The sequence below is a fragment of the Flavobacterium sp. GNP010 genome, from assembly GCF_056428945.1.
Map to the genome: position 1 here is coordinate 58,472 of NZ_JBWJVK010000001.1, position 26,219 is coordinate 84,690.

The window sequence follows — 26,219 nt, forward strand, 5'->3', positions numbered from 1 at the left end:
GATGCTGAAAAAGAATACTGAACAATGCTTACTTTTTATTAGTTCCTGTTTTTTTATCAAAACCATACGGACAATGGCGACAGCCGCTTTTGCAGCAATGACCTCGTTTTAAATGGTATTTTGCAGTAAAGCATTTATATCCTTCGGGTGTAAAATAGAAATCTTCGCCCTCAGTCATTTTATTTTCATTACTTTGGTGCATCATATACGGTGGTGTTGCTGTGTTAGAGATTGCCTTTGGTCAAGAAAATAAGGCAGTCAAACTATTGCGTTTATTTCTAAATAGAATCAAAATAGTATCACAAATTTATAATTTTAATGCGAATGTTTCTGATTGTTGCTAAATATTTAATACCGAAAGGATTCCGTGGGGTAACAATTTACCCATTTGTTCTGGTAAAATATCGGGAAGATTTGAATGATAGTATTTTTATCAATCATGAAAAAATTCACATACGGCAGCAAGTTGAACTTTTAATTATTCCTTTTTTTATCTGGTACTTATCAGAATATTTTGTTCGGTTGCTTCAATATAGGAATGCAAATCTGGCCTATAGAAACATTAGTTTTGAAAGAGAGGCCTATTCAGAGGAATCAAATTTGTTATATCTAAATAACAGACCTTTTTATCGTTTTTGTAAATTTTTTTAATAACTGCAGTATTAGCAGCGCTAAGTATTCTTTTGACTCGGAAATACATTTAAAAACACGCTTTTAAAAATGTTTTTTTAGTTATTTTTTGAATTTTTCTACTTCTATCTTAGTCTTAACTTTTAATTTTTTCAATTATAAGCCTTCCATAAAGGTATCTTTTTTATTTATATTTAATTGTAAGAAATTATATTCTTAAAATTAAAATATATGTATTTCATCGACTATTTACACTTTTTAACGGTGTTTTATCAATTTTGTATGTTCTTTTTTTTGTAATTTTATTAAAACAATTTGAATTAGGTCTTATTTGGAAAATCCATTTGCTAATTAGCTGTTTCAAAACTCATTAGAGGTTTAGTGGATTTTTAAACATTAATACTATTTCAATTGGAGAATTAGAATATTATTTATTTCTAGGTAATTAATTTTAAATACAAGTTTATGTACCCAAAATTACTCAAAAGAATGTTGTTTATAAGTAGTGTATTATTCTTGCAGCAAACTGCTAATGCGCAAATGTACGTAAGCCCTAACAGTTATGTTTTTGCAAGCAATGAGGTTGTTTTTGTCAAGCAACAATTAGAGCTAAATGCTGCGAATAGTAATTTCTATTTAAGGAATGATGCTCAGCTATTGCAAGGCGCTACAACTGCTAGTACAAATAGTGGAGTAGGTAATCTATCGGTTTTTCAAGAAGGTTCTACCAACAATTTTCAATATAATTACTGGTGTTCCCCTGTAGGAGGTAATGTTGCCACAGCAGGAAATTCTCCTTTTGGGATAACTCAACTCAAAAATATAGTGGATTTAACAATAAGTAATGATCCGACCATTTTGGCAATGAACAACTATAATGGGACAGCAAGTCCTTTTGCAATTGCCCCTTTTTGGATTAATAAACTAGTGGCGTCATCAGGTTATACCAATTGGGCACAAGTTGGATCATCCTCAGCTATAAATGCAGGTGAAGGATTTACGATGAAAGGAACTTCAGGAGTAAATACAACTACTGTAAATGGGGTTCAAAATAATCCAGGGAGTAAACAGCGCTATGATTTTAGAGGAAAACCTAATGATGGGACCATTCCAATTACTGTTTTAAATCTGCAATTTACCTTGACAGGAAACCCTTATCCATCTGCAATCGATTTATCAGCTTTTTTAATTGAACAAACCAACTGTACTGGAATTGCCTATTTCTGGGAACAAGACAAATCAGTAAATTCACATTTTATTGCGGATTATAAAGGCGGTTATGGTACTTTTTCACCTGGAACAATTAATAGTAGTGGTATTTATGTTCCAGCAACATTTTATTCCTATGATGGTTCTGGTAATGAAGTTTCGACGACCGGCGCAGGAAACCCTTTTGAAAGACGTTTTTCTCCGGTAGGACAGGGTTTTATAATTGATGGATTAGTAAACGGTACTGTACAAATGAAAAATAGTTACAGAGTTTTTGTAAAAGAAGGAATAGCAAACAATTCTCAATTTGAAAGAACCTCCAATTCCAGTAAACCAAAAACAACTGAGACTTACCTTTCTAGCATTAAATCAGTATCTGGATTTGATTATAAAACGGTTAGTACAGCACCTACGCCACAAATACGATTTAATACTTTGTTGAATAATCAGGGGGTTCGCCAAATGGTCTTGGCATTTATTCCTGAAGCTACAGATGGTGTAGATCGAGCCATGGATGCCTTATCCTCGAGTGATGAAATGCCAGCTGATGTGTATTTTGTAATCAACGACGATGAGTATCTTATCAATGCAGTAAATTTTGATATGGACAAAAAAATTCCAATCGGATTTAAAAATACGGATACAGCAAATTTTAAGATTACGGTCAAAGGAATAGTAAATTTTACAGGTACAAATGCGGTTTATTTACACGATAAAACAACAGATTTGTACCATGATATTAAAAATAGTTTTTACGATTTAACATTGCCTGGGGGAGTAAACAATACCCGTTTCGAAATAACTTTTAAAAAAAATGTAACGCTAGGTGTAGACGAAACTACGCGTGAGAGCTTTGTAGTTTATCAAGATAATAAGGCAAAGAATTTAATTATTAGTAATCCATTATTAACAGATTTAGCAGCATGTAACTTGTATGATGTGGCAGGAAAATTGATTTTTAGTAAAAAAGATTTAGGAACCAATGCCACTTACAGTTTTCCTACCTCGGGACTTAGCACGGGTATTTACATTGTTAAAATAGCAAATAAAGATAAAATTGAAGTGGGTCAAAAAATAATTATCGAATAGAAAGAAAGACACTAATTAAACGAAATGCAATCTCTTTAGGTTGCATTTTTGGTATATATAATTTTACCTTTGTGCCAAAATTATTTATCTTGAATCAGCAACTAATATCTTCGTTTCTAAACTCCATTTCAGTAGCCATTAAACGGGAAGATTTGATTCACCCTTTTGTGTCCGGAAATAAATTTAGAAAGCTGAAGTATAATTTGCTCGATGCTAAAAAGGAAAAACACGAAACGGTGCTTACTTTTGGAGGCGCTTTTTCAAATCATATTGCAGCAGTAGCCTATGCTGGCAAAGAAAATGGATTTAAAACAATTGGTATCATTCGTGGCGAAGAGCTCCAAGATAAAATAACTGAAAATCCAACCTTGTTATTTGCTCAAAACTGTGGCATGCAATTTGAATTTATTTCAAGAGAAGAATATCGATCAAAAAACGAAACGTCTTTTTTAGAAAACTTAAAACAGCAATTTGGTGCTTTTTATCTAATACCTGAAGGCGGGACAAATGCGCTAGCGATAAAGGGTTGCCAGGAAATTCTAACTCCGGAAGATGCTGAATTTGATTATATTTGTTGCTCCATAGGAACAGGAGGAACGATTTCAGGAATTATCAATAGTGTTTTACCGCACCAAAAAGTTTTAGGATTTCCGGCTTTAAAAGGTGATTTTTTGAAAGATGAAATTCGTAATTTTGTCCACAATGACAATTGGGAGTTGATGAACGAGTATCATTTTGGAGGGTACGCGAAAGTTAACCCAATATTAATACAGTTTATTAATCATTTTTATGCTGAAAATAAAATTCCTTTGGACCCCATATATACTGGTAAGATGGTTTTTGGCGTTTTAGATTTGATTCAGAAAAATTATTTCCGTGATGGTTCAAAAATTTTACTAATTCACACTGGTGGACTTCAAGGGATTCAAGGAATGAATATGAAATTAAAAAACAAACATTTACCAACAATCAATAATAATGGTTAAAAAAATCCTACTAATCCTTGTACTACTTACTTTGATAGCTTGCAATGCTACAAAGCCAGTTATAGTTACAAAGAAGCCTCCTTTAAAACCTAAATCTGAGGTAGCTCGCGCAATAAAAAAACCTGCAGAGCCAAGTATTACTAAAGAAATTACAACTGTTGTAAAACCCGTGAAAAAGGACGCCAATACTAGAGAAACAGAAGTAATTGTATCCACTTCTAAAACGGTAGTTACGAATGATGTGATTGTTTTTTATATTTCCAAATTTAAAGAAATTGCAATGGCTAACATGAGAAATTATGGAATTCCGGCCAGTATTATTTTGGCTCAAGGGATTTTAGAATCTGGTGCTGGAAGAGGAGATCTAGCTGTAAGTGCAAACAATCACTTTGGAATCAAATGTCATGAAAGTTGGAAAGGAGAAAGCGTTAAACACGATGATGACTCTGATCAAGAGTGTTTTAGAAAATACAACAATCCATCAGAATCATTTAAAGATCACGCCCTGTTTTTGACTGGACGCCCTAGATATTCTAAATTGTTTGATTTTTCAAAAGGCGATTATAAGGCTTGGGCCAAAGGGCTTCGAACTGCAGGTTATGCTACTGATCCTAGATATCCAGACAAACTGATTTCTTACATAGAACGTTACAAATTAAATCATTATGACAAGCAGGTTTTGGATGATAATTATGTGGCAAAAGAAAAAGAAATGGTAGAAGATTTAACAGTCGAATCAAGAGAGATAGCAGCAACCGATTTGTTGTCCTATGTGGTTCAAAAAGGAGATACCCTTTATTCTATTTCAAAAAAATTCGATTTAAAAGTTGAGGTTTTAAAACAAAAAAATAATCTACCTGATAATACCCTTTCCATCGGACAAAAATTAGTCGTGAATTAAGTAAATAACACAAAAATATATTTCGTTACATGTTATATCAAAGAAGTAGTCAGCTTTTTGCTGAAGCAGAAAAAGTAATACCTGGAGGCGTCAACTCTCCTGTTCGAGCTTTTAGAGCAGTAGGAGGAACCCCAATTTTCGTAAAAAGTGCGAAAGGCGCTTATTTATATGATGAAGATGGAAACCGTTTGATTGATTATATCAATTCTTGGGGACCAATGATTTTAGGACACGCGTATGAACCGGTTGTACAAGCCGTGATAGAGAAAGCGAAGTTAGGAACCTCGTTTGGAATGCCAACAGAATTAGAAACGCAAATTGCAGCTTTAGCGGTTGCCATGGTTCCAGGAATCGATAAAATTCGATTTGTAAACTCGGGTACTGAGGCTTGTATGAGCGCCATAAGACTAGCTCGTGGATATACAAAAAGAGATAAAATAATAAAATTTGCTGGCTGTTATCATGGTCATTCCGACTCTTTTTTAATTCAAGCGGGAAGTGGAGCGATTACATTTGGTTCACCAAATAGTCCCGGAGTTACAGCTGGAACTGCAAAGGATACGTTATTGGCGCGTTACAATGATCTAGAAAGTGTAGCAACATTGATTCAAGCCAATAAAGATGAAATAGCAGCTATTATTGTAGAACCTGTAGCAGGGAATATGGGCTGTATTCCGCCAAATAATGGATTTTTAGAAGGCTTACGCCAAATGTGTACTGATAATGGCATATTGTTGATTTTTGATGAGGTAATGACTGGATTCAGACTATCAGCGGGTGGTGTTCAGGAATTGCTTAATGTAACCTCAGATATTGTTTGCTTTGGAAAAGTAATAGGCGGAGGGTTACCTGTTGGTGCTTTTGCTGCACGTTCAGAAATAATGGATTATTTAGCTCCACTAGGTCCTGTTTACCAAGCAGGAACTTTGTCGGGAAATCCTTTGGCCATGGCCGCAGGATTAGCCATGTTGCAAGCGTTAAATGCAAACCGAGAAATTTTTACCCGCTTAGCAGAGAAAACAGCATATTTGGCTGCAGGAATCGATAAAGTACTTACAGCAAACGGTGTGGCTTTTACCATAAATACTATTGGATCTATGATTTCAATACATTTTGATGCTGCTCCAGTGGTTGATTTTCAAACCGCAGCAAAGGGTGATAACGAAACATTCAAGAAATTTTTCCATGGCTTGTTGCATGAAGGGATTTATATTGCTCCCTCAGCTTATGAAACGTGGTTTATTACCGATGCATTAACCTACGAAGACCTTGATTTTACGATTCAGGCTATTAATAAAGTTTCAAAAACATTTTAAAATTAAAAAAGACCCGAAAGGGTCTTTTTTATAATATGTAATGAAATAAGTCTAGAGAATGAACTACTTTTTTCCATGAATTGTAGTTAGTTTTTGGTTTTATGGTGGGCCATTCTTTTGTTCATACGTTGATTTCTTTGGTCTTTTATATCTTCCCATCTTTTAAATTGATCAACAGAAAGTACTTTTTTCATTCTTTCTTTCATCACGATTTGCTCGTCTAGCATTCGACTTTTTTTAGCAAACTTTTCATCAGCAGTGAATTGTATTTTAGTTGTATCCTTGTTAGCCTTGCGTTCATTCATTCGGGCTTCTTTTTTAGTGCCTTGCTCGGCAATAATTTTGCTCATCTCTTTTTGTTGAGTGGCTGTTAAGTCCAAATCTAAAGTCATCTTTTTTAAGTGTAACTCATTTCTTTGTTCAGAGGTCATCTGTTCCATTTGGGTTCTTTCAGATCTTACTTTTTTTTCTTGTGCCAAGCTTGTCATTCCAACAAGTAAAACTAAGGCGATAAGTACTTTTTTCATTTGTATTTTTTTAGGTTTATAGAGATAAGATGATGATGCCCTTAAAAAGTTTAATCGTTAACAAAAGTTTATCGTTTAGTTGTCTTGCTTACATAATCTATAAATCAAATTTTTAGGAACTTAAAGCTTCATTTGTAGCAAAGTTTTGAGCAATTTGAAAACGTATTAGCAGCGAAGGAAGTAACGTAATTTGATACTTATTACAACTTTTAAAACCAAAAATAGGTTTATATCGTATCTAATTCAATAAACTAAAAATCACACAACAATGAAAAACAAAACCCTCAATTTAGGAATTGCCTCCATTATGGGATTGGCCTTGTTATCTCTTACTGCAATTTCTTGTAATAATGATGATACAAGCGATATGATGTCTACGGCTACGGCACCAGATGTAAATTTTACAGCATTAGCAAGTAATAACACGATTCTTACGTACAATGCTAAAAATTTAGCTACATCAACTTCAAGCACTGCAATTGTTGGTTTACCAGCATCAGAAAATATTGTAAGTATTGATTATAGACCTGCTACAGGGCAATTATACGGACTAGGTTCTTCAAGCAGACTTTATCTAATTAATGAAAAAAGTGGAGTAGCAACAGCATTAGGATCTGCCTCTTTCTCTCCTACAATTGCAACTACCAATGCATCTGTAGATTTTAATCCTACAGTAGACAGAATACGATTAGTAACTGATTCAGGACAGAACTTAAGATTACACCCTGAGCTTGGTATCGTTGTAGCTACTGATGGAGTTATAAATGGTGGAGCTAATGCTAAAATTGGTGCAATAGCTTATACCAATAGTATGGCTGGTGCTTCAACGACTGTGTTGTATGATATTGATTTTGATCAAGATAAACTATATATGCAAAATCCGCCTAATGATGGAGCGTTACAGCTAGTAGGTAATTTAGGAGTAAATTTTGAAGGAGTAGGCGATATGGATATTATGCCTGACAATACTATAGCTCTTGCGGTAACTAATAGTAATTCAATTTCTAGTTTGTTCAGTATAGATTTAATGACTGGTAAAGCGGTTAACGTTGGTAAATTTACTGCGTCAGTAATCAGTATTGCATTCAAAACCAATCCTATTGCTTATGCTACAACTGCAACAAACATGTTGGTACGTTTTAACCCAACCAATGGAACGAATAATTCGGTAGCTTTAACAGGTTTAGCTACAAACGAAACAATAGTTGGTATCGATTTTAGACCAGCAAACGGAAGTTTGTATGCAGTTTCTAACCAAAGTAGATTGTTTACTGTAAATACAGCTAGCGGAGCATTAACTGCTATTGGAACAGGTTTGACGCCAGCATTATCAGGTACATCTTTTGGATTTGATTTTAATCCAACGGTTGATAGAATTAGATTGGTGAGTAACACAGGCCAAAACTTACGATTACATCCAGACTTAGGGACGGTTGTCTCAGTTGATGGTAACTTGAATCCCGGTACTCCATTCGTAACAGGAGCAGCATACACTAATAATTTTGCTGGAGCAACAACAACTGCTTTGTTTGTAATAGATTCTCAGATGGATGCTTTATTTCGTCAAGATCCCCCAAATAACGGTACATTAGTTTCTATTGGAAATTTAGGAGTAAATGTTGATGCAGATAGCGGATTTGATATTGGAGGAACAAGTACTACTGCTTTTGCATTATTAAAAGTAAACAATGTTACTGGTATCTATACTATTAACACGGTAACTGGAGCTGCAACCAAAGTGGGAGATTTAAATATTCAAGCTACTGCAATGGCTGTTGGTTTAGGTTTTTAATACAAAGAAATAGTTTTGATTTAGTAATTAAACCGACTCTTTATTTTAGAGTCGGTTTTTTTATAGCGTAATGAAAACAAAAAAGGAACTCCATTACGAAGTTCCTTTTTGATATTCTGATATAAAATAAATTACTCTTTCAATCGACAACTCTTTAAATCTCCTTCAACAACTACTTCGGTCAATCCCAAAGAAGATAGGTTTTTCATAGCTTTGTCCCATTTTTTACCGCTCAATCCAGAGGCCATTTTTAGTGCGCCAAACTCCATTTGGTTGTTGTTGTTTTGTAATAACACAACAATCAATTTCTCATCTTCTTCTAATTCAATTTTAACCTGTTTTTTCTCCGGTCGCATTTGAGGGAATAATAACACTTCTTGAATAGATGAGTTGTTGGTCAAATACATCATCAAACGATCCATTCCTATTCCTAATCCAGAGGTTGGTGGCATTCCGTACTCTAATGCTCTCAAGAAATCTTCATCAATAATTCCGTTTGCTTCAACATCTCCTTTTTCAGACAAACGCATTTGCTCTTCAAATCGTTCTCTTTGGTCAATAGGATCATTCAATTCAGAGTACGCATTGGCTACTTCTTTTCCACAAACCATTAATTCAAAACGTTCTGTAAGTTCCGGATTATCTCGGTGTTGCTTGCAAAGTGGTGACATCTCTTTTGGATAATCCGTGATAAAAGTGGGTTGAATATAATTTCCTTCGCATTTGGCGCCAAAGATTTCATCAATCAATTTTCCTTTCCCCATGGTTTTATCCACGTCAATTCCCATTCCTCTTGCTGCTTCAAACAATTCGGTTTCATCTTTTCCAGAAATATCAAAGCCTGTAAAATGCTTAATAGAATCTGTCATCGTTACGCGGGCATAAGGGGCTTTAAAGTCTACTTTATGTTCGCCAAAAGTAGCTTCACTTGTTCCATTTACACTAACAGCGCAATGTTCGAGTAAGTTCTCCGTGAATTTCATCATCCAGTTGTAGTCTTTGTAGGCTACATATATTTCCATGGCAGTAAATTCAGGATTGTGCGTACGATCCATTCCTTCATTACGGAAGTTTTTCGAAAATTCATACACGCCATCAAATCCGCCAACAATCAATCTTTTTAAATACAACTCATTTGCAATACGCATGTACAAAGGCATATCAAGTGAATTGTGATGTGTAATAAAAGGGCGCGCCGCTGCACCACCAGGAATAGGCTGTAAAACAGGTGTTTCTACCTCTAGATATCCCGCATCATTAAAGAAACTACGCATCGCATTGAACAATTTTGTTCTTTTGATAAACGTTTCTTTTACGTGATCGTTTACTGTCAAATCCACATAACGACGGCGGTATCTTTGTTCTGGATCAGCAAAAGCATCGTACGTTTTTCCATCTGCATCCGTTTTTACTACCGGAAGCGGTTTCAAGGCTTTTGCCAAAACCGTCAATCCATAAACATGAACCGAGATTTCTCCCACTTGCGTTTTAAAAACCGTTCCGCGAACCCCAATAAAATCCCCAATATCCAATAGTTTTTTGAAAACCACATTGTACATTGTTTTTTCCTCATCAGTCGAAATATCATCTCTCGAAACATACACCTGAATACGCCCTTCAGCATCTTTTAATTCCGCAAACGAAGCTTTTCCCATGATGCGCTTTCCCATCAAACGGCCTGCTAAAACGACTTCTTTTCCTTCATACTTTTCAAAATCGGCTAGGATTTCGCTAGAATAAGCGGTTGTAATAAATTCGGCTGCGGGATAAGGCTCAATGCCTAAATTGCGTAATTCGGTAAGTGCTTCTCTTCGTAATATTTCTTGTTCGGATAATGCCATTTTATGCTGATTTTAAGAGCGCAAAGATACTATATAAGTTTTTAAATTTAAAGTTTAAAATGTATCGTTTTTTGAAGCACAATATTTCGTTTTTTCAAGACGATTTGTCCCGCTATTCGCTCTATCTTTTTTTCTTGTTCAAAAAAAACAAGAAAAAAAGGATGCCGCTGCGAACGAAGTTCACTGAACTCCGATTAAAATAAATGTATAGTGAAGTAATCGGGGCTATGCTACAATTTTTGTTTTCAAAAGAACATGAAAAATAGTACAAATCATGTATATTTGAAACCAAATCATTTTACAAACATTCCAATGAAAAAATATATTGCGATATTTTTATTCGTATTTCTAGCCAGTTGCCAAGTAACAGAAACCATCCATTTGAACCAAGACGGAACTGGAAAAATTGAAATTAGCAGACTTCGTGAAGAACAAAGTTACATGCAGCTTATGGGTGAAGAATATTCTAAAGAAGAAATTTTTAAGGATACCACCTACGTTTTTCAGGATTTGATAGCAAAGCATTCCGAAACGTTTTCCAGATTGCCAGCATTTGAAAAAGCCATTTTTCAAAAATTCAACACGGTAAAAGTACACAATAAGAAAAGCTCATTAGACAAAGAATTTCGCACAACCATAACTCAAAATTTCACTACAATATCCGAAGTAGCTGATTTATACAAAACCGAGGAATACGCGGATGACATCGAGAATAATTACGCATTGGTTGCCGAAGAACATTATTATAGTGTCAGTTTTACTTTTGATGGCACTACATTTAAAAGAATTGTCAAAATTACAGATGCAGAAGAATTAAAAAAGCAACAAGAAGAAATGGAATCACTCAAGAAGCGCTTTTCAACATTCAAAGGAACGCAGCAATATATTTTGAAGTATTATTTTCCTAGAAAAATAAAATCAGTGAACAATCCTAAAGTGATAGTTAGCGCAGACGGAAAATCATTGCAAGCCACTTTTTTTATAACAGATTGTTTAGCGAATCCTGAAATTACAGCTCTGGAAGTTGTTTTAGAGTAAGGACTTGTTTTGCTAGTTGCAGGTGCAACTTTTCTTCAGAACTTTGTACCTTTGTCACTGCTAATAGTAATGCGAGTCTAATTTCTGGCTTATTTTACATTATTACTCGATTGACAAATGAATAAAACCATCCAACTTCAAGATTTAGGAACAAAAGATTACAAGGAAACTTGGGAATATCAAGAAGAACTCTTTAAAGGCATTGTCGATTTAAAAATTAGAAATCGCAGAGAAGATCTTGAATTACCAACTCCGAATTATTTTCTTTTTGTGGAGCATCCACACGTATATACCTTAGGAAAAAGTGGCGATTTAAGTAATTTGCTTTTATCTGAAAAACAATTGGAAGCAAAAGGCGCTACTTTCTACAAAATCAATCGTGGTGGTGATATTACCTATCACGGGCCCGGACAAATTGTGGGTTATCCTATTCTAGACTTAGAAAATTTTTTTACGGATATTCACAAATACTTGCGCTTTCTGGAAGAAGCTATTATTCTTACGTTGCATGAATACGGAATCATTTGCGGGAGGAGCGAGGGCGAAACTGGAGTTTGGTTAGGAGCAGGTACACCATTTGCCAGAAAAATTTGTGCGATGGGCGTTCGTGCTTCCCGCTGGGTAACCATGCACGGATTTGCATTAAATGTAAATGCCGATTTAGGTTACTTCGATAATATCATTCCGTGTGGCATTCGAGGAAAAGCAGTAACTTCATTGAATGTGGAACTTGGAGTCGAAAAAGTAGATGAAGAAGAAGTGAAAGATAAAATCCTGAAACATCTCACTCATTTGTTCGAAGCTACATTCGAGAAATCTTAAATCAAAAATCGTAAATCGGCAATCAAAAATCAAAAGAATATTGTTCTGGCAATAATCGAAAAGTCATTCGGTGGTATTTTGTTACTCCATATTTTCTAATGGCCTCACGATGTTCGTTAGTAGGGTAGCCTTTATTCTGTTTCCAATTGTACATTGGGAATTCTTCATGAATTGTATTCATGTATTCATCGCGATAGGTCTTGGCTAATACAGAAGCAGCAGCAATACTCATGAATTTTGAATCTCCTTTTATAATACTAGCATTTGGTATTGAATTTAAAATTTCTATTTCAGCAGCTGTAAAAATTCGACCACCACGATTTTTTATGCCACCTTTTGCTATAAAAGGACTATTTCCGTCTATAATAATTGAGACGGGTCTGGGATCTAATTTTAATATACATTCTTGCATCGCTTTTATAGAGGCGTTCAAAATATTTATTTCATCAATAATAAAAGGCTCAAGATGGGTAACAGTAAATGAAATGCATTGTTGTTCTATAATAGGTCTTAGTTTTTCACGTGCCTTTTCAGATAATTGTTTGCTGTCGTTTAGTGTGCTGTTTAGAAAATAGTCAGGAAGTATCACCGCTGCTGCAGTAACAGGTCCAGCAAGACAACCTCGTCCCGCTTCATCGGTTCCGGCTTCTAAATTTGGTGTTAAATAAAAGGATGTTAACATTAAATTAATTTTGACAAAAATATGATTATATATTTAAATACTTACATTAATAGGTGTGGTAAGAATAAAGTATTGAAGTATATGTTTTTTTTATGTAAATCTGTTATTGATTATATTTTGTTAAATTATCTTAATGACTTGTTTGTTTAAGATATAATTATGATTTTTGTGAAATAACTAATTCAAATTAATACATATGAAATCAAAGTTTACATGGATTTTAACGCTATCCTTAGCGTTCTTTATTCAGTTTTCGTTTGCACAAGAAAAAACAGTGCAGGGTGTTGTCTCTGATAATGGACTTCCATTACCTGGTGTTTCAATATTTGTAAAGGGAACTAAGAGAGGTGTTCAAACCGATTATGACGGAAAATATTCTATTAAGGCTACTGCTGGCGAAACGCTGCAGCTTTCTTTCGTAGGGTATAAATCTAAAAGTGTTATTGTTGGTGCTTCCAGCACTATTAATGTTCAGATGGAAGATGATGTTCTACAATTGGAAGGTGTTGTGGTTACCGGTTATCAAACACTGAAAAAAGAGCGAGCAACCTCCGCAATCGCATCTGTAAATGTTGAGGAACTTGAAGAAAGAGCGCAGGCATCTATTGTTCAAAACCTGCAAGGGATGGTTGCTGGACTTAATATTGCTACAGGTTCAGGGCAGCCTGGATCAGATAGTACTATATTATTAAGAGGTGTTGGTTCTTTGAATGGTAATATTGAACCGCTTATTATTGTGGATGGTATGCCTGTTGACGAGGATGGTTTTAGATCTATCTCTCAAACAGATATTGTATCTACTTCCGTGTTGAAAGATGCTGCAGCTACTTCTATTTACGGAAATAGAGGTGCTAACGGTGTAATAATCATCGAGACTAGAAGAGGAAAATTTGATCAAGATCTTGATGTTAAATACCAAACTCAATATGGTATTTCTAATTTACAAGATTTTAGAATAGATGTTATGAATACTTCTCAACTCCTAAACTTTCAAAGAGCTAATAAGGTAGGATTTGGAGGAACAGGTAATCCTACTCAAGCAGGACAACCTTTAACAGATGCGCAAATTGCAGCTCAGTTCAATACCAATTGGAGAGATCAGTTTTTCAGAACTGGTACAACACAGCAGCACGATCTATCTTTTTCTTCCGGATCTAAAAATACTAAAAATTATACGTCTATTGGTTTCTTAGATCAACAAGGTATTTTTATTGCTTCTACTTTTAAGCGTTTTAATTTTAGAAATAATTTTACTGGGAAAAGTAGTAATGGTAAATTTAATTACTCTTCAGGATTAAGTGCAAACTTTACAAGAAGTAACAACGTTGCTGGTGCTGGTGGGAATAATACCTTTTTCCAACCGTTTACTGCTGCAATTAGAGGTTTACCTTACTTAGATCCGTCTACCGCGTTAACTTTAACAGGAGCTCCGATTGTTGATAATGCTCCATTGATTCTTTTAAATTCACTTGCTTTTAATGACAATTTTGATGATGAGCTTAAGATATTAGCAAATTTCACTGCTGATTATAAAATTACAAAGAATCTTACTGCTGGAATTAACTTAGGTGTTGATTATTCATCATTCACTACTCTTAATGTTACTGATCCAAGAAGTTTCCTTGGTCCATACCAAACAAACATTAATGCACAGTATGGTGGTATCTTTGGAGAGTCATATACACGTGACTTTAGATTTAACAGTAATACTTACCTTAAATATAGCAAAACTTTTGCTGATAAACACACTTTTGATGCGGGTCTATATTTAGAATATTACAAAGCTCATTTTAACGGATTTAACTATCAAAAACGTGGTTTAGATCCAAGAGCGTTAGGTACAGGTGCAGCTTTTATTACTCCTGTTATTGAGCCTATTGTTGATCCGATTGCATTCCAGTATGTTCCTACTATTGGTTCTTTTAAAGTTCAGGAAGGTTTATTTTCTTATTTTGGCGCAATCAATTACGACTACGATAGTACTTATGGTTTAAGTTTAACTGTAAGAAGAGATGCTTCTTTTAGATTCGTTGATGATAATAAGTGGGGTACTTTTTGGTCAGTTGGAGGTCGTTGGAATTTATCCAAAGAGGAGTTTTTAGAGGATTCTAAAGTTTTTAGCGCCTTAAAATTACGTGCTTCTTATGGTACTTCTGGTAATCAGCGTGTAAATAATGCGCAGTATAGTGCACTTTTATTACCATATACAACTTATGCAGTAGGAACAGGTTATAACGGTACAGCTTCAACAGTATTATCGCAAATCGCTAATCCTGACGTAAAATGGGAAGAGATTTCTCAGGCTAACATTGGTCTTGATTTTGCATTATTTAATTCTAAAGTTAGCGGAAGTCTAGATGTGTACAGAAAACTTACTGAAGATCTATACCAAGGTAATCCAGTTTCTCCTGTTCAAGGTACATCATCAATTGATGCTAACGTAGGGTCTCTAGAAAACAGAGGAGTCGAATTAGCTCTTAACTACGATGTATACAGTAAAGATTCTTGGAAAATTGGTGTAGGAGGTAATGTGTCTTACAACAAAAACAAAATTCTTGAGTTGCCAGAATCTGCTAATGGACTAATTTTTGCTGGTGGTTCTACAGCAATCGCAGAGGGCCAGCCAGTTGGTGCATTTTATGTGAATGAATATGCAGGGGTAAATCCTGCAAACGGTAATCCTTTATTCAAAACAAAAAATGGTGGATTAACTGAAATTTTAGCCGATGCAAATAGAGTTTTCACTGGTGAGCAACTTTATCCTATTTGGCAAGGTGGTTTTACTTCTAGTGTCTCTTACAAAGGATTTAACCTTTATACACAATGGAGTTTCGTTGCAGATCTTTCTAGAAATAACTTAGATTTAGCAACATTAGAGAGTGTTACAAATATCGCAGATGGTGGTAACCGTGCTGTTTCTATTCAAAACGCATGGACTACTCCAGGTCAAATTACATCAATGCCAAGAATTGGTAACGGTTTAAACGAGATCAGTTATATCAACAGTACTGATAGATATTTAGACGATGCATCTTATTTAAGATTGAGAAACGTAAGTTTTTCTTATGCTTTTGATAAGAAAACGTTGGCAGATATTTCATTTCTAAAAGGATTGAAATTTTATGTGCAAGCAGAAAATTTAGTAACCTTTTCAAAATGGAGAGGTTGGGATCCTGAAGCTGGATTTAGAGGAACAGATAGAGGGAATTATCCAACGCCTAGAATTGTAACTTTTGGTACAGTAATTAATTTTTAATACACAATTATGAAAAAAATAAGTAAAATAGTTTATTTACTATTACTCGCTACAGTATTTTCTTGTAATGATGCTACTGATATACTTCAGGAGGGAATCATATTTGAAGAAGATGCATACATCACGTTAAAAGATTTAAATACGGGTCTTAATGGAGCTTATGCTGCGTACAGCCCTGATGCAGGAAATGGCTCAATTTTATTCAACGATCTTTTCACTGACAACATGAGACGTGGAGCTAGTAACACTGGTGGTGGTACAGAAACGTACCAGTGGCTTTTACAGCCAAATTCAGCTTCTCCTACTCAGATTTGGGGTAACAGATATGCTGCTATAAATAGAATTAACCGTACTCTTGCGGCATATGATCGTATTTTTCCAACTCTTTCTACAGTTGCAGACAAAAGTGCCGCAGCCCATACTAAAGCTAATTTGTTAGCTTTGAGAGCTTTGTGTCATTTTGATCTCTTTCAGTACTTTACTCCAAATTATAAAAACCCATCTGGATTATCTGTAATTAAAATGGATTTTGTTCCTGCAGATTATAAGTTGGTTTATCCACGTAATACTGTTAGTGAGATTTTAGATTTTGTATCTGCGGATTTGAATCAAGCTTTGACTTTATTTAATCCAACTTCAACGACTTATACGGGTAAGTTTTATTTAGGGGTTAATGCAGTTAATTTCATTAAATTGAAAATTGCTTTACTAAAAGGAGATTATCCTAATGCACAAACGCTTGCGCAGACACTTATCACTGCACCTGGCGTACCTGCTTTGACTATAAAAACTGCGTATCCAAATATGTTTTTAGATACTGCTGACGGTGAATCTTTTTTCACGCTTTCACGATTGGCAGGAAACAATACGATAGGTTCGTTGTATTACTTTAACGTAGGACCTACAACGCCAATATACGATGGTTCTAGTGAATTGTATAATTTGTACGATCCAGCAGACGTTCGACGTTCTGTTATCTTTAGAGCTGTCGATGTAAACGCGGGTAGTTTTCAGCTTAATAAATATAAAGGAAAAGGTACTAGTACTAACCTTCTTAATGATATTAAAGTTTTTAGAACTTCTGAAATTAAGTTAATTTTAGCGGAGTGTAAGGCTCGAAATGGTAATTTAACTGGTGCTGCAACGGATGTTAGGGATTTGAGAGCTTTGAGAATTGCACCTACTGTTCCATTACCGGTTTATGCTGATTTAAATGCCGCATTAACTGATATATTATTAGAAAGAAGAAAAGAGTTTGCCTTTGAAGGGCATAGATACCTTGATATCAAGAGAATTGGTGTTGAGATAAATGTTGGAATTAACAGAAATGCGAATGACGCAGCAACTTTTTCTGCTCAATTAGCGTTAAGTCCAACTGACTATAGATTTACATTCCCAATACCACAAACTGAAATTTTTGCTAATCCTACAATCGTGCAAAATCCAGGATATAATTAATATTTAAATTTAAAACAAATGAAAAAACTTATTTTAATTCTCGGTGTTTTTGCAGCCCTCGTTGGCTGTAGTGCCGATGAGCAAGCTACATATCAAGACAGCCAAGCTTTTGTTGGTTTCATTAGTAGCTCTGTTGATTTGAAGGTTCCCATAAACGCTTCAAGTAGCGTAGACTTAGTATTGCGTGCTAGTAATAAATCTAGTGTAGCGCGTACGTACAATGTTTCAGTGATTGCAACGGAAACTGATGCTAATATTGCGACTTATTCTTTTCCTGCAACATTTACAATTCCTGCAGATAGTTACACGGGAACTTTAACAATTACAGGAACTGACAACAATCTTATAGATTCTAGAATCAGAAAGCTTACTCTTCAAATTTCTGGATTTGGAGCTAACGAAAGTTTTGATAATAACAAAGTTGTGGTCAATATTGTTGAGTTTTGTGCTGTTAATCCCGTTGCGTTCTCTGGTAATTTTTCATCAAATACATGGTGGGCTGGTCAAAAGGTTAACCAGGTTGTAGCAGGTTCTGCGGCAAATACGTTATCTATCAAAGGCTTTTTTAGTGATAACGCTACTAATCCTGATTTCATTATTACATACAATCCAAACAATAATAATAGGGTTACTTTCACTGAAGTGTTCACTGGTTCTACAGCTGCACAAGGTCCAATCTTTGCTCGTATGTCAACTAACGCTGCGAACGTTTCGTCAGTTGATGCTTGTACTGGCAGAGTGAATTTATGGGTAAATTACTTTATTCCTAATGTTGGAAGTTATGGTGATAAAAACGAGATATTTATTAAACAATAAATAACTTCTAATTTAAATCAAGCCGTTTCTTAATTGAAACGGCTTTTTTATTGATTTAAGAAATTATAGTTTTCTTTGTTACTTTGATTTTTAAATTTTTATTTGAATAATTAACATTTTTTTTTATTTGTTTCATTTCATTTTCCAATATTTCATCTAGATTTGTGCATAAACAATTAAATTATGAATAAATACTTTTACTTATTTATTTTTTCATCGTTTTTTTCATACTCTCAGTCAATAGAGCAGAGAAAAGCTGTAATTGAAAAATCTGATATCCCTACATTAAAGCAATTGTCTGAGCAATTTCACATTTCATATTTAGCGCGGCAAGAAAGAGTAGATAGATTTTTACTTAAAAATCCTGAAGTTGTAGCTAGAAATAGTAGTGATGGCGTTCTTGAAGAGATTTATGATATTTCTCCAAACGGGGAAATTAAATACTACAAGACCTATAATGAAGGTGCTGCTACAACCGCTAGAGCAACGGCATTGTATTCCGATGGTAGTTTAGGTTTGAATGTGCAAGGTCAAGGAATGGTAGCTTACGTTTGGGATGGTGGTTCCGCTAGGACTACGCACAAAGAGTTTCCAAATGGGAAAATAATTAATGCTGACGGTTCACCTCAAGAGGAGCACGCTGGTCATGTCATGGGTACGATTGTTGCTCAGGGAATTGACGCTAGATTACGGGGTATTGCGTTTAATGCTAGTGGCGTTTCTTATAAATGGGATGATGACTTAAATGAAATGGCTACTGAAGCTGCTAATGGTATGCTAGTGTCTAATCATTCTTATGGTCCTGGAGAGAATCCTAGATATCTTCTAGGTGCCTATAATTCAACTGCTAGATCGTTTGATAATATAGCTTCTGCAGCTCCTTATTACCTTGCTGTTGCTGCAGCTGGTAATGATAGGAACGATTTTTTTGATGCGGATCTTAGGTCGTATTTAGAAGAAAAAGGTGGTTATAACTTAATAAAGGGAATGGCAAATGCTAAGAACATTTTAACTGTAGGTGCAGTTAGTCAAGTTTCAAATTACAGTTCTGCGGGCAATGTTATTATGACTGCGTTTAGTAGTTACGGTCCTACGGATGATGGTAGGATTAAACCTGATTTAGTAACTAAAGGACAAAATGTAAGATCCACAACAGTTCAGACCGATGAATCTAATGCATCTTTATCAGGAACATCCATGGCATCACCTGGTATTGCAGGAGTGGCACTTTTATTACAGCAATATTATTATTCATTAAATAATGAATTTATGAGGGCTGCTACTCTAAAAGGATTGATGCTTCACACTACTGATGAGGCAGGAGATTTTGAGGGTCCAGATTATGCTTTTGGATGGGGTTTAGTAAATGCAGAAAGAGCAGCTTCTTTAATACAGTCGGATAAAGAAGCAGTAGCTGTGATTGAAGAGTTAGAATTGGTAGAAGGAGAAACTTATACAAAAACAATTGCTGCCTCAGGCTCAAGCCCACTCTTGATATCAATTTCATGGACTGATAGGTTTGGGAGTGCTAATAATTCTATTGTAGATCCGACAAAATTGGATTTAGTTAACGATTTAGATGTTAGAGTTACTAAAGGGGAAGAAATTTTTTATCCATGGACATTAAACCCTATTGTTCCTGCCGATCCAGCCGTTCGTAGTTCTGATAACTTTCGTGATAATTACGAAAAAGTCCAAATAGATAATCCGAATGGGACCTGCAAGATTACCGTGAGTCATAAAGGTGTCCTAGCAGGCGGAGGTAAACAGAAGTACTCATTAATTGTGTCTGGACCACCCGTAACACTTTCTGCTCAAGACTTTGCAGCTGATAAAGATGCAAGTAGCATTTTTCCTAACCCTACGGATTCTAAATTAAATATTGATAATAGTAATTTTAATGAAATTACAAGTGTTGAAATTTTGGACATTAGCGGAAAGGTAATTGATAAAATTTCAGATTTAAATCAAAAATCGATTGATGTCTCTAAATTAAATAGTGGACTTTATTTTGTTAGATTTTCTACAAGCGATGGAATTATCGTCAAAAAGTTTATTAAGAAATAAATCTGTTGTTTAGTAAAAAGCGGTTATCGAAGTTATTCGATAACCGCTTTTTTTTCTATTATTGATATGTCTGGTCCTGAAAAAGTGATACAGAATTAATAAAAAATAAAAGTACAATTTTTAAACAGTAATAAGCTCTGGTTTATTACTGTTTTTTGTTTTATATGTTCTCATTTTAATTTTATTTTGTTCGTGCATTTCATTAGGCGTAAGCATATAATTGGAATAATGTGGTCGTTATGTATTAAAAATAGTAATTGATTCTTTTACAATTTGTTTCATAAGTTTTAAATCCAAGTTGTATTTATCAATCATAAATTCTTGTTTTATGATACCATTTATTCTTTCAGCCACTGCATTCTCATATGGATCAGAGTTTTGCGTCATACTAGGAAGTATTCCGTTTTTTTTCAGAATACTTTGATAGTTATTTGCACAGTATTGTAAACAACTATCTGAGTGATGTATTAAAGATATTGCCTTGTTTTGCCTTTGACTAATTGCCATTTTAAGTGCAACGACACTACTCTGTACATTCATATTATCAGTAACATTATACCCCATAACCTTTTTGGAATAAGCATCTGTAACAATACTTAAATAGCAAGGTTTCTCTTTCTTGCCAATGTAAGTTATATCGGAGACCCAGACTTGCTCAGGTCTGTTAATCTGTAATTTGAGAATATGGTTTTGGTGTTTTCTAAATCGATGATGAGAATTAGTAGTTATGTGATAAGACCGTTTTGGCTGAATCAATAAATGATTAGCTCTGAGAATGTCGAATAACTTATCCCTTCCAATATTCATTAATTGAAGTTCTTCCAATAAAATATGATAGGTCTTTTTAGTTCCAAGCCTAGGCATTGATTTTCTGACTTCAAGAACCATTGAAACTACTTCGGTAGCTTTAGTTTGTTTTATTGCTTTTGTTTTAATTTTTCGATAATAAACCTGTCTGTCTACCCAGAACAAATAAAAGGCAAATATTAATGTTTGTTGTTCTTTTTGTCTAAAATGGTCGATTGTTCGGGTGAGGAGTTTTTTCGTATATCGATTTGATATTCTTTTTCAGCAATATCAATCATCATATCGAAAATGATCGCCTTCTTATCGGAAACGAAAGCATGTTGTTCCAAAAATGACTTCTGTTTCTCTAGAAGTTTTACTTTGGCTTCAAGCTCCATTATCTTTTGTTCTGGTGACTTTGGCATAGTTGAAGGGGTTTGGTTTTCCCAATCAAAGTTACCAAATTTTCTTAACCAATTTAGAATAGTTGCTTGACTTTGAATACCGTACTGTTTTCTGACTTGAGTAACGGTTGTAAAACTTTTTTCGATTTCACTAACAATTTGAAGCTTTAGCGACAAACTATAATCTCGCTGACTTCGTTTTACATAATTTGTTTTTCTTCATAACGATTGTTTTTGTGTATCGTTATTTCAGGACGGGACATTATTTACATCTCTTCATCATCACAAATTTTTTTTCAAATTCAAAAAATGTATTATTAGTTTTCAATTTTATTATTTTAAAATATAACTCAGGTTTTGGTTGATAAAATTTATCTTTGTCTCATAATAATTAGTATTTATCAAATGAAAAATTTTATTTTATTTTTTTTTATAGTGTGTCCATTATTTTTTTTTGCTCAAGTAAATAATGAAACTAGTGTACAGAAACGTAAATCAATTAGAATTGTTGATACACTTAAAAATAAAAAAATCGCATCTATCGATCTTTATAAAGTAATTTCTATAGAAAACGATACTACGTATATTGATACTTCACTAACTATTCAGAAAGAGTACAGTCATAATTATTTACGAAAAGATATTTTTGGATTGCTACCGTTTGCCAATGATGGACAAACCTACAATACATTGCAATACAGTCTAACTGATGTATCGCCTTATCCTGAATTTGGTTTTAAAGCCAAGCATTTTAATTTTTTAGAAGCCAATCAAATAAGGTATTATTCCGTTGCTACTCCAGTTACAGAATTATATTTTAAAACAACAATCAGTAAAGGACAATCTGTAGATGCGTTTATTACCTTGAACACGTCTGAAAATTTAAATTTTTCAATTGCGTACAAAGGTTTACGATCTGAAGGTGAATACCTCAATCAATTGTCAAGTACTGGTAATTTTAGGTTTACGACCAGTTACAATACCAAAAACAAACGCTATTTCGCAAAAGCACATTATACGTTTCAAGATATCTTAAATGAAGAAAATGGCGGTATAACTACAACAAATGATTTTGAAAGTGAAGATCCTAATTTTGACAATAGGCAACGATTTGAAGTTTATTTTACTGATGCTAAATCTTTTTTAAAAGGGAGACGAATTTTTCTAGATCATAACTTTAGAATAAATCCAAAAAAAGGAAGCAACAATTTATATCTCACACATCAATTTAATTATGAAAATAAATTTTTTGAGTACAATCAGGCTACGGTACCTTCTTCGGTAGGTAGTACAATTGTATTCAGATTTGGTGAGTCTTTTAAAAATAGTGATATCAATGATCAAACTCGTTATAATAAAATGTACAACAGAGCTGGTCTTGTTTATGAGAATGTTACTTTAGGTAGGTTTCAATTTTTTGCGGATGATTTTAGGTCTAATTATTACTATAACCAAATTTTAATTTTCGATAATCAAAATGTTATTCCAAGTGCGTTCAGTCAAAATATTAATAGTGTAGGAGGTCAATATGAGGTTCAAAAAAAGGACTGGAACGGTAGTTTTCTATATTTGAGATCAGTCACTGACCAATCATTGTCTAATCTTGATGCAAAATTAGGGTATGATTTTAATGATGATATTCAATTTACGTTTAGGTATCAAAATGTGAATAAATTGCCCAACAGTAATTTTAATCTGCATCAAAGTAGCTATGTACAATACAATTGGTCAAATGAATTCAAGAATGAAAAGATAAATTCTATAAGTGCAAATGCAATTACTCCCTGGCTAGATCTACAAGTACACTATTCAATTTTAAAGGATCATTTGTATTTCAATGATGTTTCTAGTGATGCACAAGCGCTGGCTCAAACTCAAATTGTTGCTCCTTCTCAATACGATGGAACGCTCAATTACTTTTCTGCTAAAATTAGTAGAGAATTTATTTTTGGAAAATTTGCTTTAGACAACACCTTATTGTATCAAAAAGTGAATCAGCAAAATGCAGTTTTAAATGTGCCTGAAATTGTATCACGAAATTCGTTTTATTATTCTAGCTATTTGTTTAAAAATGCATTGTATTTACAAACAGGAATTGTATTAAATTATTTCTCAAACTATTACGCAAATGAATACAATCCAGTAATTGGAGAGTTTTTTGTGCAAAATGAAAAACAAATTGGGAATCATCCTAATTTTGATTTTTTTATAAATGCAAAGGTTCAAAGGACCCGAATTTATTTTAAAGCGGAGCATTTTAACTCTTCATTCACGGGGAATAATTTCTATGCATCACCCAATAATCCATCGAGGGATTTCACAATTCGTTTTGGCCTAATTTGGAACTTTTTTAACTAAAAACTTTTCAGATTTTAAATTTTAAAATGCTTTTTTAGGGCGTTTTACCGTGCTATCCGCTCTATCTTTCCTTGCTTAAAGAAAGCAAGCAAAGGATGCCGCTTTTATCACGAACGCAAAATCCTGCAAGAAAGAATATTTTGTAACAAAATGCTATCTTTGCAACATTATATACAACAAATCATAATTTAAAAATATAAACTACAATGCGCTACGCAGAAAATATATTAGGCACCATTGGAAATACGCCATTAGTAAAATTGAATAAAGTAACTGCAGATGTTGATGCTTTGGTACTTGCTAAAGTTGAAACTTTCAATCCGGGAAATTCTGTAAAGGATAGAATGGCTGTAAAAATGATAGAGGATGCCGAAGCAGATGGTCGCTTACAACCTGGAGGAACAATAATTGAGGGAACGTCAGGGAATACCGGAATGGGATTGGCCTTAGTTGCTATTATCAAAGGGTACAAACTAATTTGTGTAATTTCAGACAAACAATCTAAGGAGAAAATGGATATTCTTCGTGCCGTTGGCGCAAAAGTAGTGGTTTGTCCTACGGATGTAGAACCTACGGATCCAAGATCTTACTACTCAGTTTCAAAAAGATTAGCCGATGAAACTCCAAATTCTTGGTATGTAAACCAATACGATAATCCGTCAAATGCAATAGCGCACTACGAGCAAACGGGTCCTGAAATTTGGGAACAAACGGAAGGTAAGATTACTCACTTTGTTGTAGGAGTTGGAACTGGAGGTACAATTTCTGGTGTTGCTAAATACTTAAAGGAGAGAAATCCAAATATCAAAATTTGGGGAATTGACACCTATGGTTCTGTATTTAAAAAATACCACGAAACAGGAATTTTTGACGAGAATGAAATTTATTCCTATATAACAGAAGGAATTGGAGAAGATATTCTTCCAAAAAATGTCGATTTCTCCCTAATAGATGGTTTTACAAAAGTAACTGATAAAGATGCTGCGGTGTATACTCGTAAAATTGCACTTGAAGAAGGAATTTTTGTAGGAAATTCAGCTGGAGCAGCAATAAAGGGATTGTTGCAACTAAAGGATCATTTTAAACCTGAAGATGTTGTGGTTGTTTTGTTTCATGATTCTGGCAGTCGTTACGTAGGTAAAATGTTCAACGATGATTGGATGCGCGAACGTGGTTTTCTAGAAGAAGAAATTACAAAAGCGGAGGATGTTATAAAAGATCATATCGATAAACCATTAATCGTGGTTCGTACGGAAGAGTTAGTTTCGCATGCAATAGAAAGAATGCGTAAATACAAAATCTCTCAAATTCCGGTTATTGATATCAATGGTTTTGTGGGTTCTGTTGACGAAAGTGACTTGTTTCAAAGTTACGTTGCTGATAAAGATGTAGCCGATAAACCGATTAAAGAAGTAATGGGTAAACCGTTTCCAATCGTAAAACACGGAACAACTATTGAAGAAGTGTCTAAATTATTCACTAAAGAAAACGAGGCTGTTTTGGTAGAATTAGAAAATGGAAAGCACCATATAATAACCAAATATGATATTATTGGGTCGATAAAATAATTTTTTTTGCCACAAATCAAGTACACTTCCATAGTCTGGATCCGTTTATTTGGTTTGTGGCTTTTAATTTGAAGAATTTATTTTCTTTTGTGTAAAGCTTTACTCGTTTATCGAAATTCTAAAATATGACCTTCACTGCAATAGATTTTGAAACTGCAACTGCATTCCATCCATGTTCCGTTGGTATTGTTACCGTAGAAAACGGGATAATTACAGATGAGTTTGTTAGTTTAATTAAGCCACCAAATAATTTATATTCTCCTTTTACAATTCAAGTTCATGGGATATATCCTCGAGATACGGTGAATGCAAAATCATTTGCACAAGTATTTCCTGAAATTCAAAAACGCCTGAAAAACAGAGTGGTTGTGGCTCATAATGAGAGTTTTGATAGAAATGTACTTGCTAAATCAATGGCGCTTTATGGTTTTGATTATGCTGATTTGAATATTTCATCCCGTTGGGAATGTACCGTGAAAATTTACAAAGCCAAAGGATTAAAGCCAACTAAATTAAGTGATTGTTGCCGAGAAATGAATATCGCCTTAAATCATCACGAAGCATTATCTGATGCTCGAGCTTGTGCCAAGTTATATTTGTTGAGATAAAAACGTCTATATCTTTTAATTATCATATTTTTTTTAGTGAAATTTCTGAAATTTTTAATTTAGAT

Annotated in this window: 20 protein-coding genes; 14 read left to right on the forward strand and 6 right to left on the reverse strand. The window is 34.2% G+C overall.

Going from position 1 to position 26,219, the window contains the following annotated elements; translation table 11 throughout:
• Positions 1 to 28: 28 nt before the first annotated feature.
• On the reverse strand, positions 29 to 205 hold the full coding sequence (locus AC061C_RS00295; protein ID WP_309756217.1) for a C1orf53 family protein: 177 nt from the start codon (positions 203 to 205) through the stop codon (positions 29 to 31).
• Positions 206 to 1,095: 890 nt separating this feature from the next.
• Here AC061C_RS00295 and AC061C_RS00300 point away from each other — a divergent pair.
• From AC061C_RS00300 to hemL, 4 genes are all read left to right on the forward strand, one after another.
• Complete coding sequence (locus AC061C_RS00300; RefSeq protein ID WP_478289548.1) at positions 1,096 to 2,928, forward strand: DUF8693 domain-containing protein; 1,833 nt, start codon at positions 1,096 to 1,098, stop codon at positions 2,926 to 2,928.
• A gap of 89 nt (positions 2,929 to 3,017) precedes the next feature.
• Positions 3,018 to 3,914 (forward strand): 1-aminocyclopropane-1-carboxylate deaminase/D-cysteine desulfhydrase, encoded by an 897-nt coding sequence (locus AC061C_RS00305; RefSeq protein ID WP_478289549.1) that lies wholly within the window; start codon positions 3,018 to 3,020, stop codon positions 3,912 to 3,914.
• The gene (locus AC061C_RS00310) at positions 3,907 to 4,815 is read left to right on the forward strand and encodes a glucosaminidase domain-containing protein (protein ID WP_478289550.1); all 909 of its coding nucleotides are present in this window, start codon (positions 3,907 to 3,909) and stop codon (positions 4,813 to 4,815) included. The genes AC061C_RS00305 and AC061C_RS00310 overlap by 8 nt, the downstream gene beginning before the upstream one ends.
• A gap of 29 nt (positions 4,816 to 4,844) precedes the next feature.
• Entirely contained in the window at positions 4,845 to 6,131 is a 1,287-nt protein-coding gene (gene hemL / locus AC061C_RS00315) for a glutamate-1-semialdehyde 2,1-aminomutase (protein WP_478289551.1), read from the forward strand.
• A gap of 86 nt (positions 6,132 to 6,217) precedes the next feature.
• On the opposite strand, the gene AC061C_RS00320 is transcribed toward hemL, so the two are convergent.
• Positions 6,218 to 6,658 (reverse strand): hypothetical protein, encoded by a 441-nt coding sequence (locus AC061C_RS00320; RefSeq protein ID WP_478289552.1) that lies wholly within the window; start codon positions 6,656 to 6,658, stop codon positions 6,218 to 6,220.
• Positions 6,659 to 6,926: 268 nt separating this feature from the next.
• Between AC061C_RS00320 and AC061C_RS00325 the strand changes: the two genes are divergently transcribed.
• Positions 6,927 to 8,450, forward strand: a complete 1,524-nt coding sequence (locus tag AC061C_RS00325; RefSeq protein WP_478289553.1) for a DUF4394 domain-containing protein — start codon at positions 6,927 to 6,929, stop codon at positions 8,448 to 8,450.
• Positions 8,451 to 8,581: 131 nt separating this feature from the next.
• Here the strand turns inward: AC061C_RS00325 and lysS are convergent, their stop codons facing one another.
• On the reverse strand, positions 8,582 to 10,291 hold the full coding sequence (gene lysS / locus AC061C_RS00330) for a lysine--tRNA ligase (RefSeq protein ID WP_478289554.1): 1,710 nt from the start codon (positions 10,289 to 10,291) through the stop codon (positions 8,582 to 8,584).
• A 312-nt stretch (positions 10,292 to 10,603) separates the two neighbouring features.
• On the opposite strand from lysS, the gene AC061C_RS00335 reads away from it, so the two are divergent.
• Entirely contained in the window at positions 10,604 to 11,329 is a 726-nt protein-coding gene (locus AC061C_RS00335; RefSeq protein WP_478289555.1) for a hypothetical protein, read from the forward strand.
• A gap of 117 nt (positions 11,330 to 11,446) precedes the next feature.
• A complete protein-coding gene (gene lipB, locus AC061C_RS00340; RefSeq protein ID WP_478289556.1) occupies positions 11,447 to 12,151 on the forward strand; it encodes a lipoyl(octanoyl) transferase LipB in 705 nt (234 codons plus the stop codon).
• A gap of 22 nt (positions 12,152 to 12,173) precedes the next feature.
• Here the strand turns inward: lipB and rnhB are convergent, their stop codons facing one another.
• Positions 12,174 to 12,833 (reverse strand): ribonuclease HII, encoded by a 660-nt coding sequence (gene rnhB, locus AC061C_RS00345; protein WP_478289557.1) that lies wholly within the window; start codon positions 12,831 to 12,833, stop codon positions 12,174 to 12,176.
• Between the two features lie 196 nt (positions 12,834 to 13,029).
• On the opposite strand from rnhB, the gene AC061C_RS00350 reads away from it, so the two are divergent.
• From AC061C_RS00350 to AC061C_RS00365, 4 genes are all read left to right on the forward strand, one after another.
• The gene (locus AC061C_RS00350) at positions 13,030 to 16,089 is read left to right on the forward strand and encodes a SusC/RagA family TonB-linked outer membrane protein (RefSeq protein ID WP_478289558.1); all 3,060 of its coding nucleotides are present in this window, start codon (positions 13,030 to 13,032) and stop codon (positions 16,087 to 16,089) included.
• Positions 16,090 to 16,098: 9 nt separating this feature from the next.
• Complete coding sequence (locus tag AC061C_RS00355; protein WP_478289559.1) at positions 16,099 to 17,547, forward strand: RagB/SusD family nutrient uptake outer membrane protein; 1,449 nt, start codon at positions 16,099 to 16,101, stop codon at positions 17,545 to 17,547.
• 18 nt (positions 17,548 to 17,565) lie between these two features.
• Complete coding sequence (locus AC061C_RS00360; RefSeq protein ID WP_478289560.1) at positions 17,566 to 18,363, forward strand: putative periplasmic lipoprotein; 798 nt, start codon at positions 17,566 to 17,568, stop codon at positions 18,361 to 18,363.
• A 183-nt stretch (positions 18,364 to 18,546) separates the two neighbouring features.
• Entirely contained in the window at positions 18,547 to 20,430 is a 1,884-nt protein-coding gene (locus AC061C_RS00365) for a S8 family serine peptidase (RefSeq protein WP_478289561.1), read from the forward strand.
• 237 nt (positions 20,431 to 20,667) lie between these two features.
• Here the strand turns inward: AC061C_RS00365 and AC061C_RS00370 are convergent, their stop codons facing one another.
• On the reverse strand, positions 20,668 to 21,402 hold the full coding sequence (locus AC061C_RS00370; protein ID WP_478289562.1) for an IS3 family transposase: 735 nt from the start codon (positions 21,400 to 21,402) through the stop codon (positions 20,668 to 20,670).
• 14 nt (positions 21,403 to 21,416) lie between these two features.
• Entirely contained in the window at positions 21,417 to 21,641 is a 225-nt protein-coding gene (locus tag AC061C_RS00375) for a hypothetical protein (protein ID WP_478289563.1), read from the reverse strand.
• A 384-nt stretch (positions 21,642 to 22,025) separates the two neighbouring features.
• Between AC061C_RS00375 and AC061C_RS00380 the strand changes: the two genes are divergently transcribed.
• The 3 genes from AC061C_RS00380 to AC061C_RS00390 all read left to right on the forward strand — a co-directional run bounded on the left by AC061C_RS00380 (position 22,026) and on the right by AC061C_RS00390 (position 26,154).
• A complete protein-coding gene (locus tag AC061C_RS00380; protein ID WP_478289564.1) occupies positions 22,026 to 23,978 on the forward strand; it encodes a putative porin in 1,953 nt (650 codons plus the stop codon).
• A gap of 206 nt (positions 23,979 to 24,184) precedes the next feature.
• A complete protein-coding gene (locus AC061C_RS00385) occupies positions 24,185 to 25,546 on the forward strand; it encodes a pyridoxal-phosphate dependent enzyme (protein WP_478289565.1) in 1,362 nt (453 codons plus the stop codon).
• Positions 25,547 to 25,671: 125 nt separating this feature from the next.
• Positions 25,672 to 26,154 (forward strand): 3'-5' exonuclease, encoded by a 483-nt coding sequence (locus AC061C_RS00390; RefSeq protein ID WP_478289566.1) that lies wholly within the window; start codon positions 25,672 to 25,674, stop codon positions 26,152 to 26,154.
• Positions 26,155 to 26,219: the final 65 nt, after the last annotated feature.

What these genes read in the sequence shown, in the direction of transcription:
- AC061C_RS00295 (WP_309756217.1), bottom strand. Translation starts at nt 205, where the DNA reads ATGATGCACCAAAGTAATGAAAATAAAATGACTGAGGGCGAAGATTTC.
- AC061C_RS00300 (WP_478289548.1), top strand. Translation starts at nt 1,096, where the DNA reads ATGTACCCAAAATTACTCAAAAGAATGTTGTTTATAAGTAGTGTATTA.
- AC061C_RS00310 (WP_478289550.1), top strand. Translation starts at nt 3,907, where the DNA reads ATGGTTAAAAAAATCCTACTAATCCTTGTACTACTTACTTTGATAGCT.
- hemL (WP_478289551.1), top strand. Translation starts at nt 4,845, where the DNA reads ATGTTATATCAAAGAAGTAGTCAGCTTTTTGCTGAAGCAGAAAAAGTA.
- AC061C_RS00320 (WP_478289552.1), bottom strand. Translation starts at nt 6,658, where the DNA reads ATGAAAAAAGTACTTATCGCCTTAGTTTTACTTGTTGGAATGACAAGC.
- AC061C_RS00325 (WP_478289553.1), top strand. Translation starts at nt 6,927, where the DNA reads ATGAAAAACAAAACCCTCAATTTAGGAATTGCCTCCATTATGGGATTG.
- lysS (WP_478289554.1), bottom strand. Translation starts at nt 10,291, where the DNA reads ATGGCATTATCCGAACAAGAAATATTACGAAGAGAAGCACTTACCGAA.
- AC061C_RS00335 (WP_478289555.1), top strand. Translation starts at nt 10,604, where the DNA reads ATGAAAAAATATATTGCGATATTTTTATTCGTATTTCTAGCCAGTTGC.
- lipB (WP_478289556.1), top strand. Translation starts at nt 11,447, where the DNA reads ATGAATAAAACCATCCAACTTCAAGATTTAGGAACAAAAGATTACAAG.
- rnhB (WP_478289557.1), bottom strand. Translation starts at nt 12,833, where the DNA reads ATGTTAACATCCTTTTATTTAACACCAAATTTAGAAGCCGGAACCGAT.
- AC061C_RS00350 (WP_478289558.1), top strand. Translation starts at nt 13,030, where the DNA reads ATGAAATCAAAGTTTACATGGATTTTAACGCTATCCTTAGCGTTCTTT.
- AC061C_RS00355 (WP_478289559.1), top strand. Translation starts at nt 16,099, where the DNA reads ATGAAAAAAATAAGTAAAATAGTTTATTTACTATTACTCGCTACAGTA.
- AC061C_RS00360 (WP_478289560.1), top strand. Translation starts at nt 17,566, where the DNA reads ATGAAAAAACTTATTTTAATTCTCGGTGTTTTTGCAGCCCTCGTTGGC.
- AC061C_RS00365 (WP_478289561.1), top strand. Translation starts at nt 18,547, where the DNA reads ATGAATAAATACTTTTACTTATTTATTTTTTCATCGTTTTTTTCATAC.
- AC061C_RS00375 (WP_478289563.1), bottom strand. Translation starts at nt 21,641, where the DNA reads ATGCCAAAGTCACCAGAACAAAAGATAATGGAGCTTGAAGCCAAAGTA.
- AC061C_RS00380 (WP_478289564.1), top strand. Translation starts at nt 22,026, where the DNA reads ATGAAAAATTTTATTTTATTTTTTTTTATAGTGTGTCCATTATTTTTT.
- AC061C_RS00385 (WP_478289565.1), top strand. Translation starts at nt 24,185, where the DNA reads ATGCGCTACGCAGAAAATATATTAGGCACCATTGGAAATACGCCATTA.
- AC061C_RS00390 (WP_478289566.1), top strand. Translation starts at nt 25,672, where the DNA reads ATGACCTTCACTGCAATAGATTTTGAAACTGCAACTGCATTCCATCCA.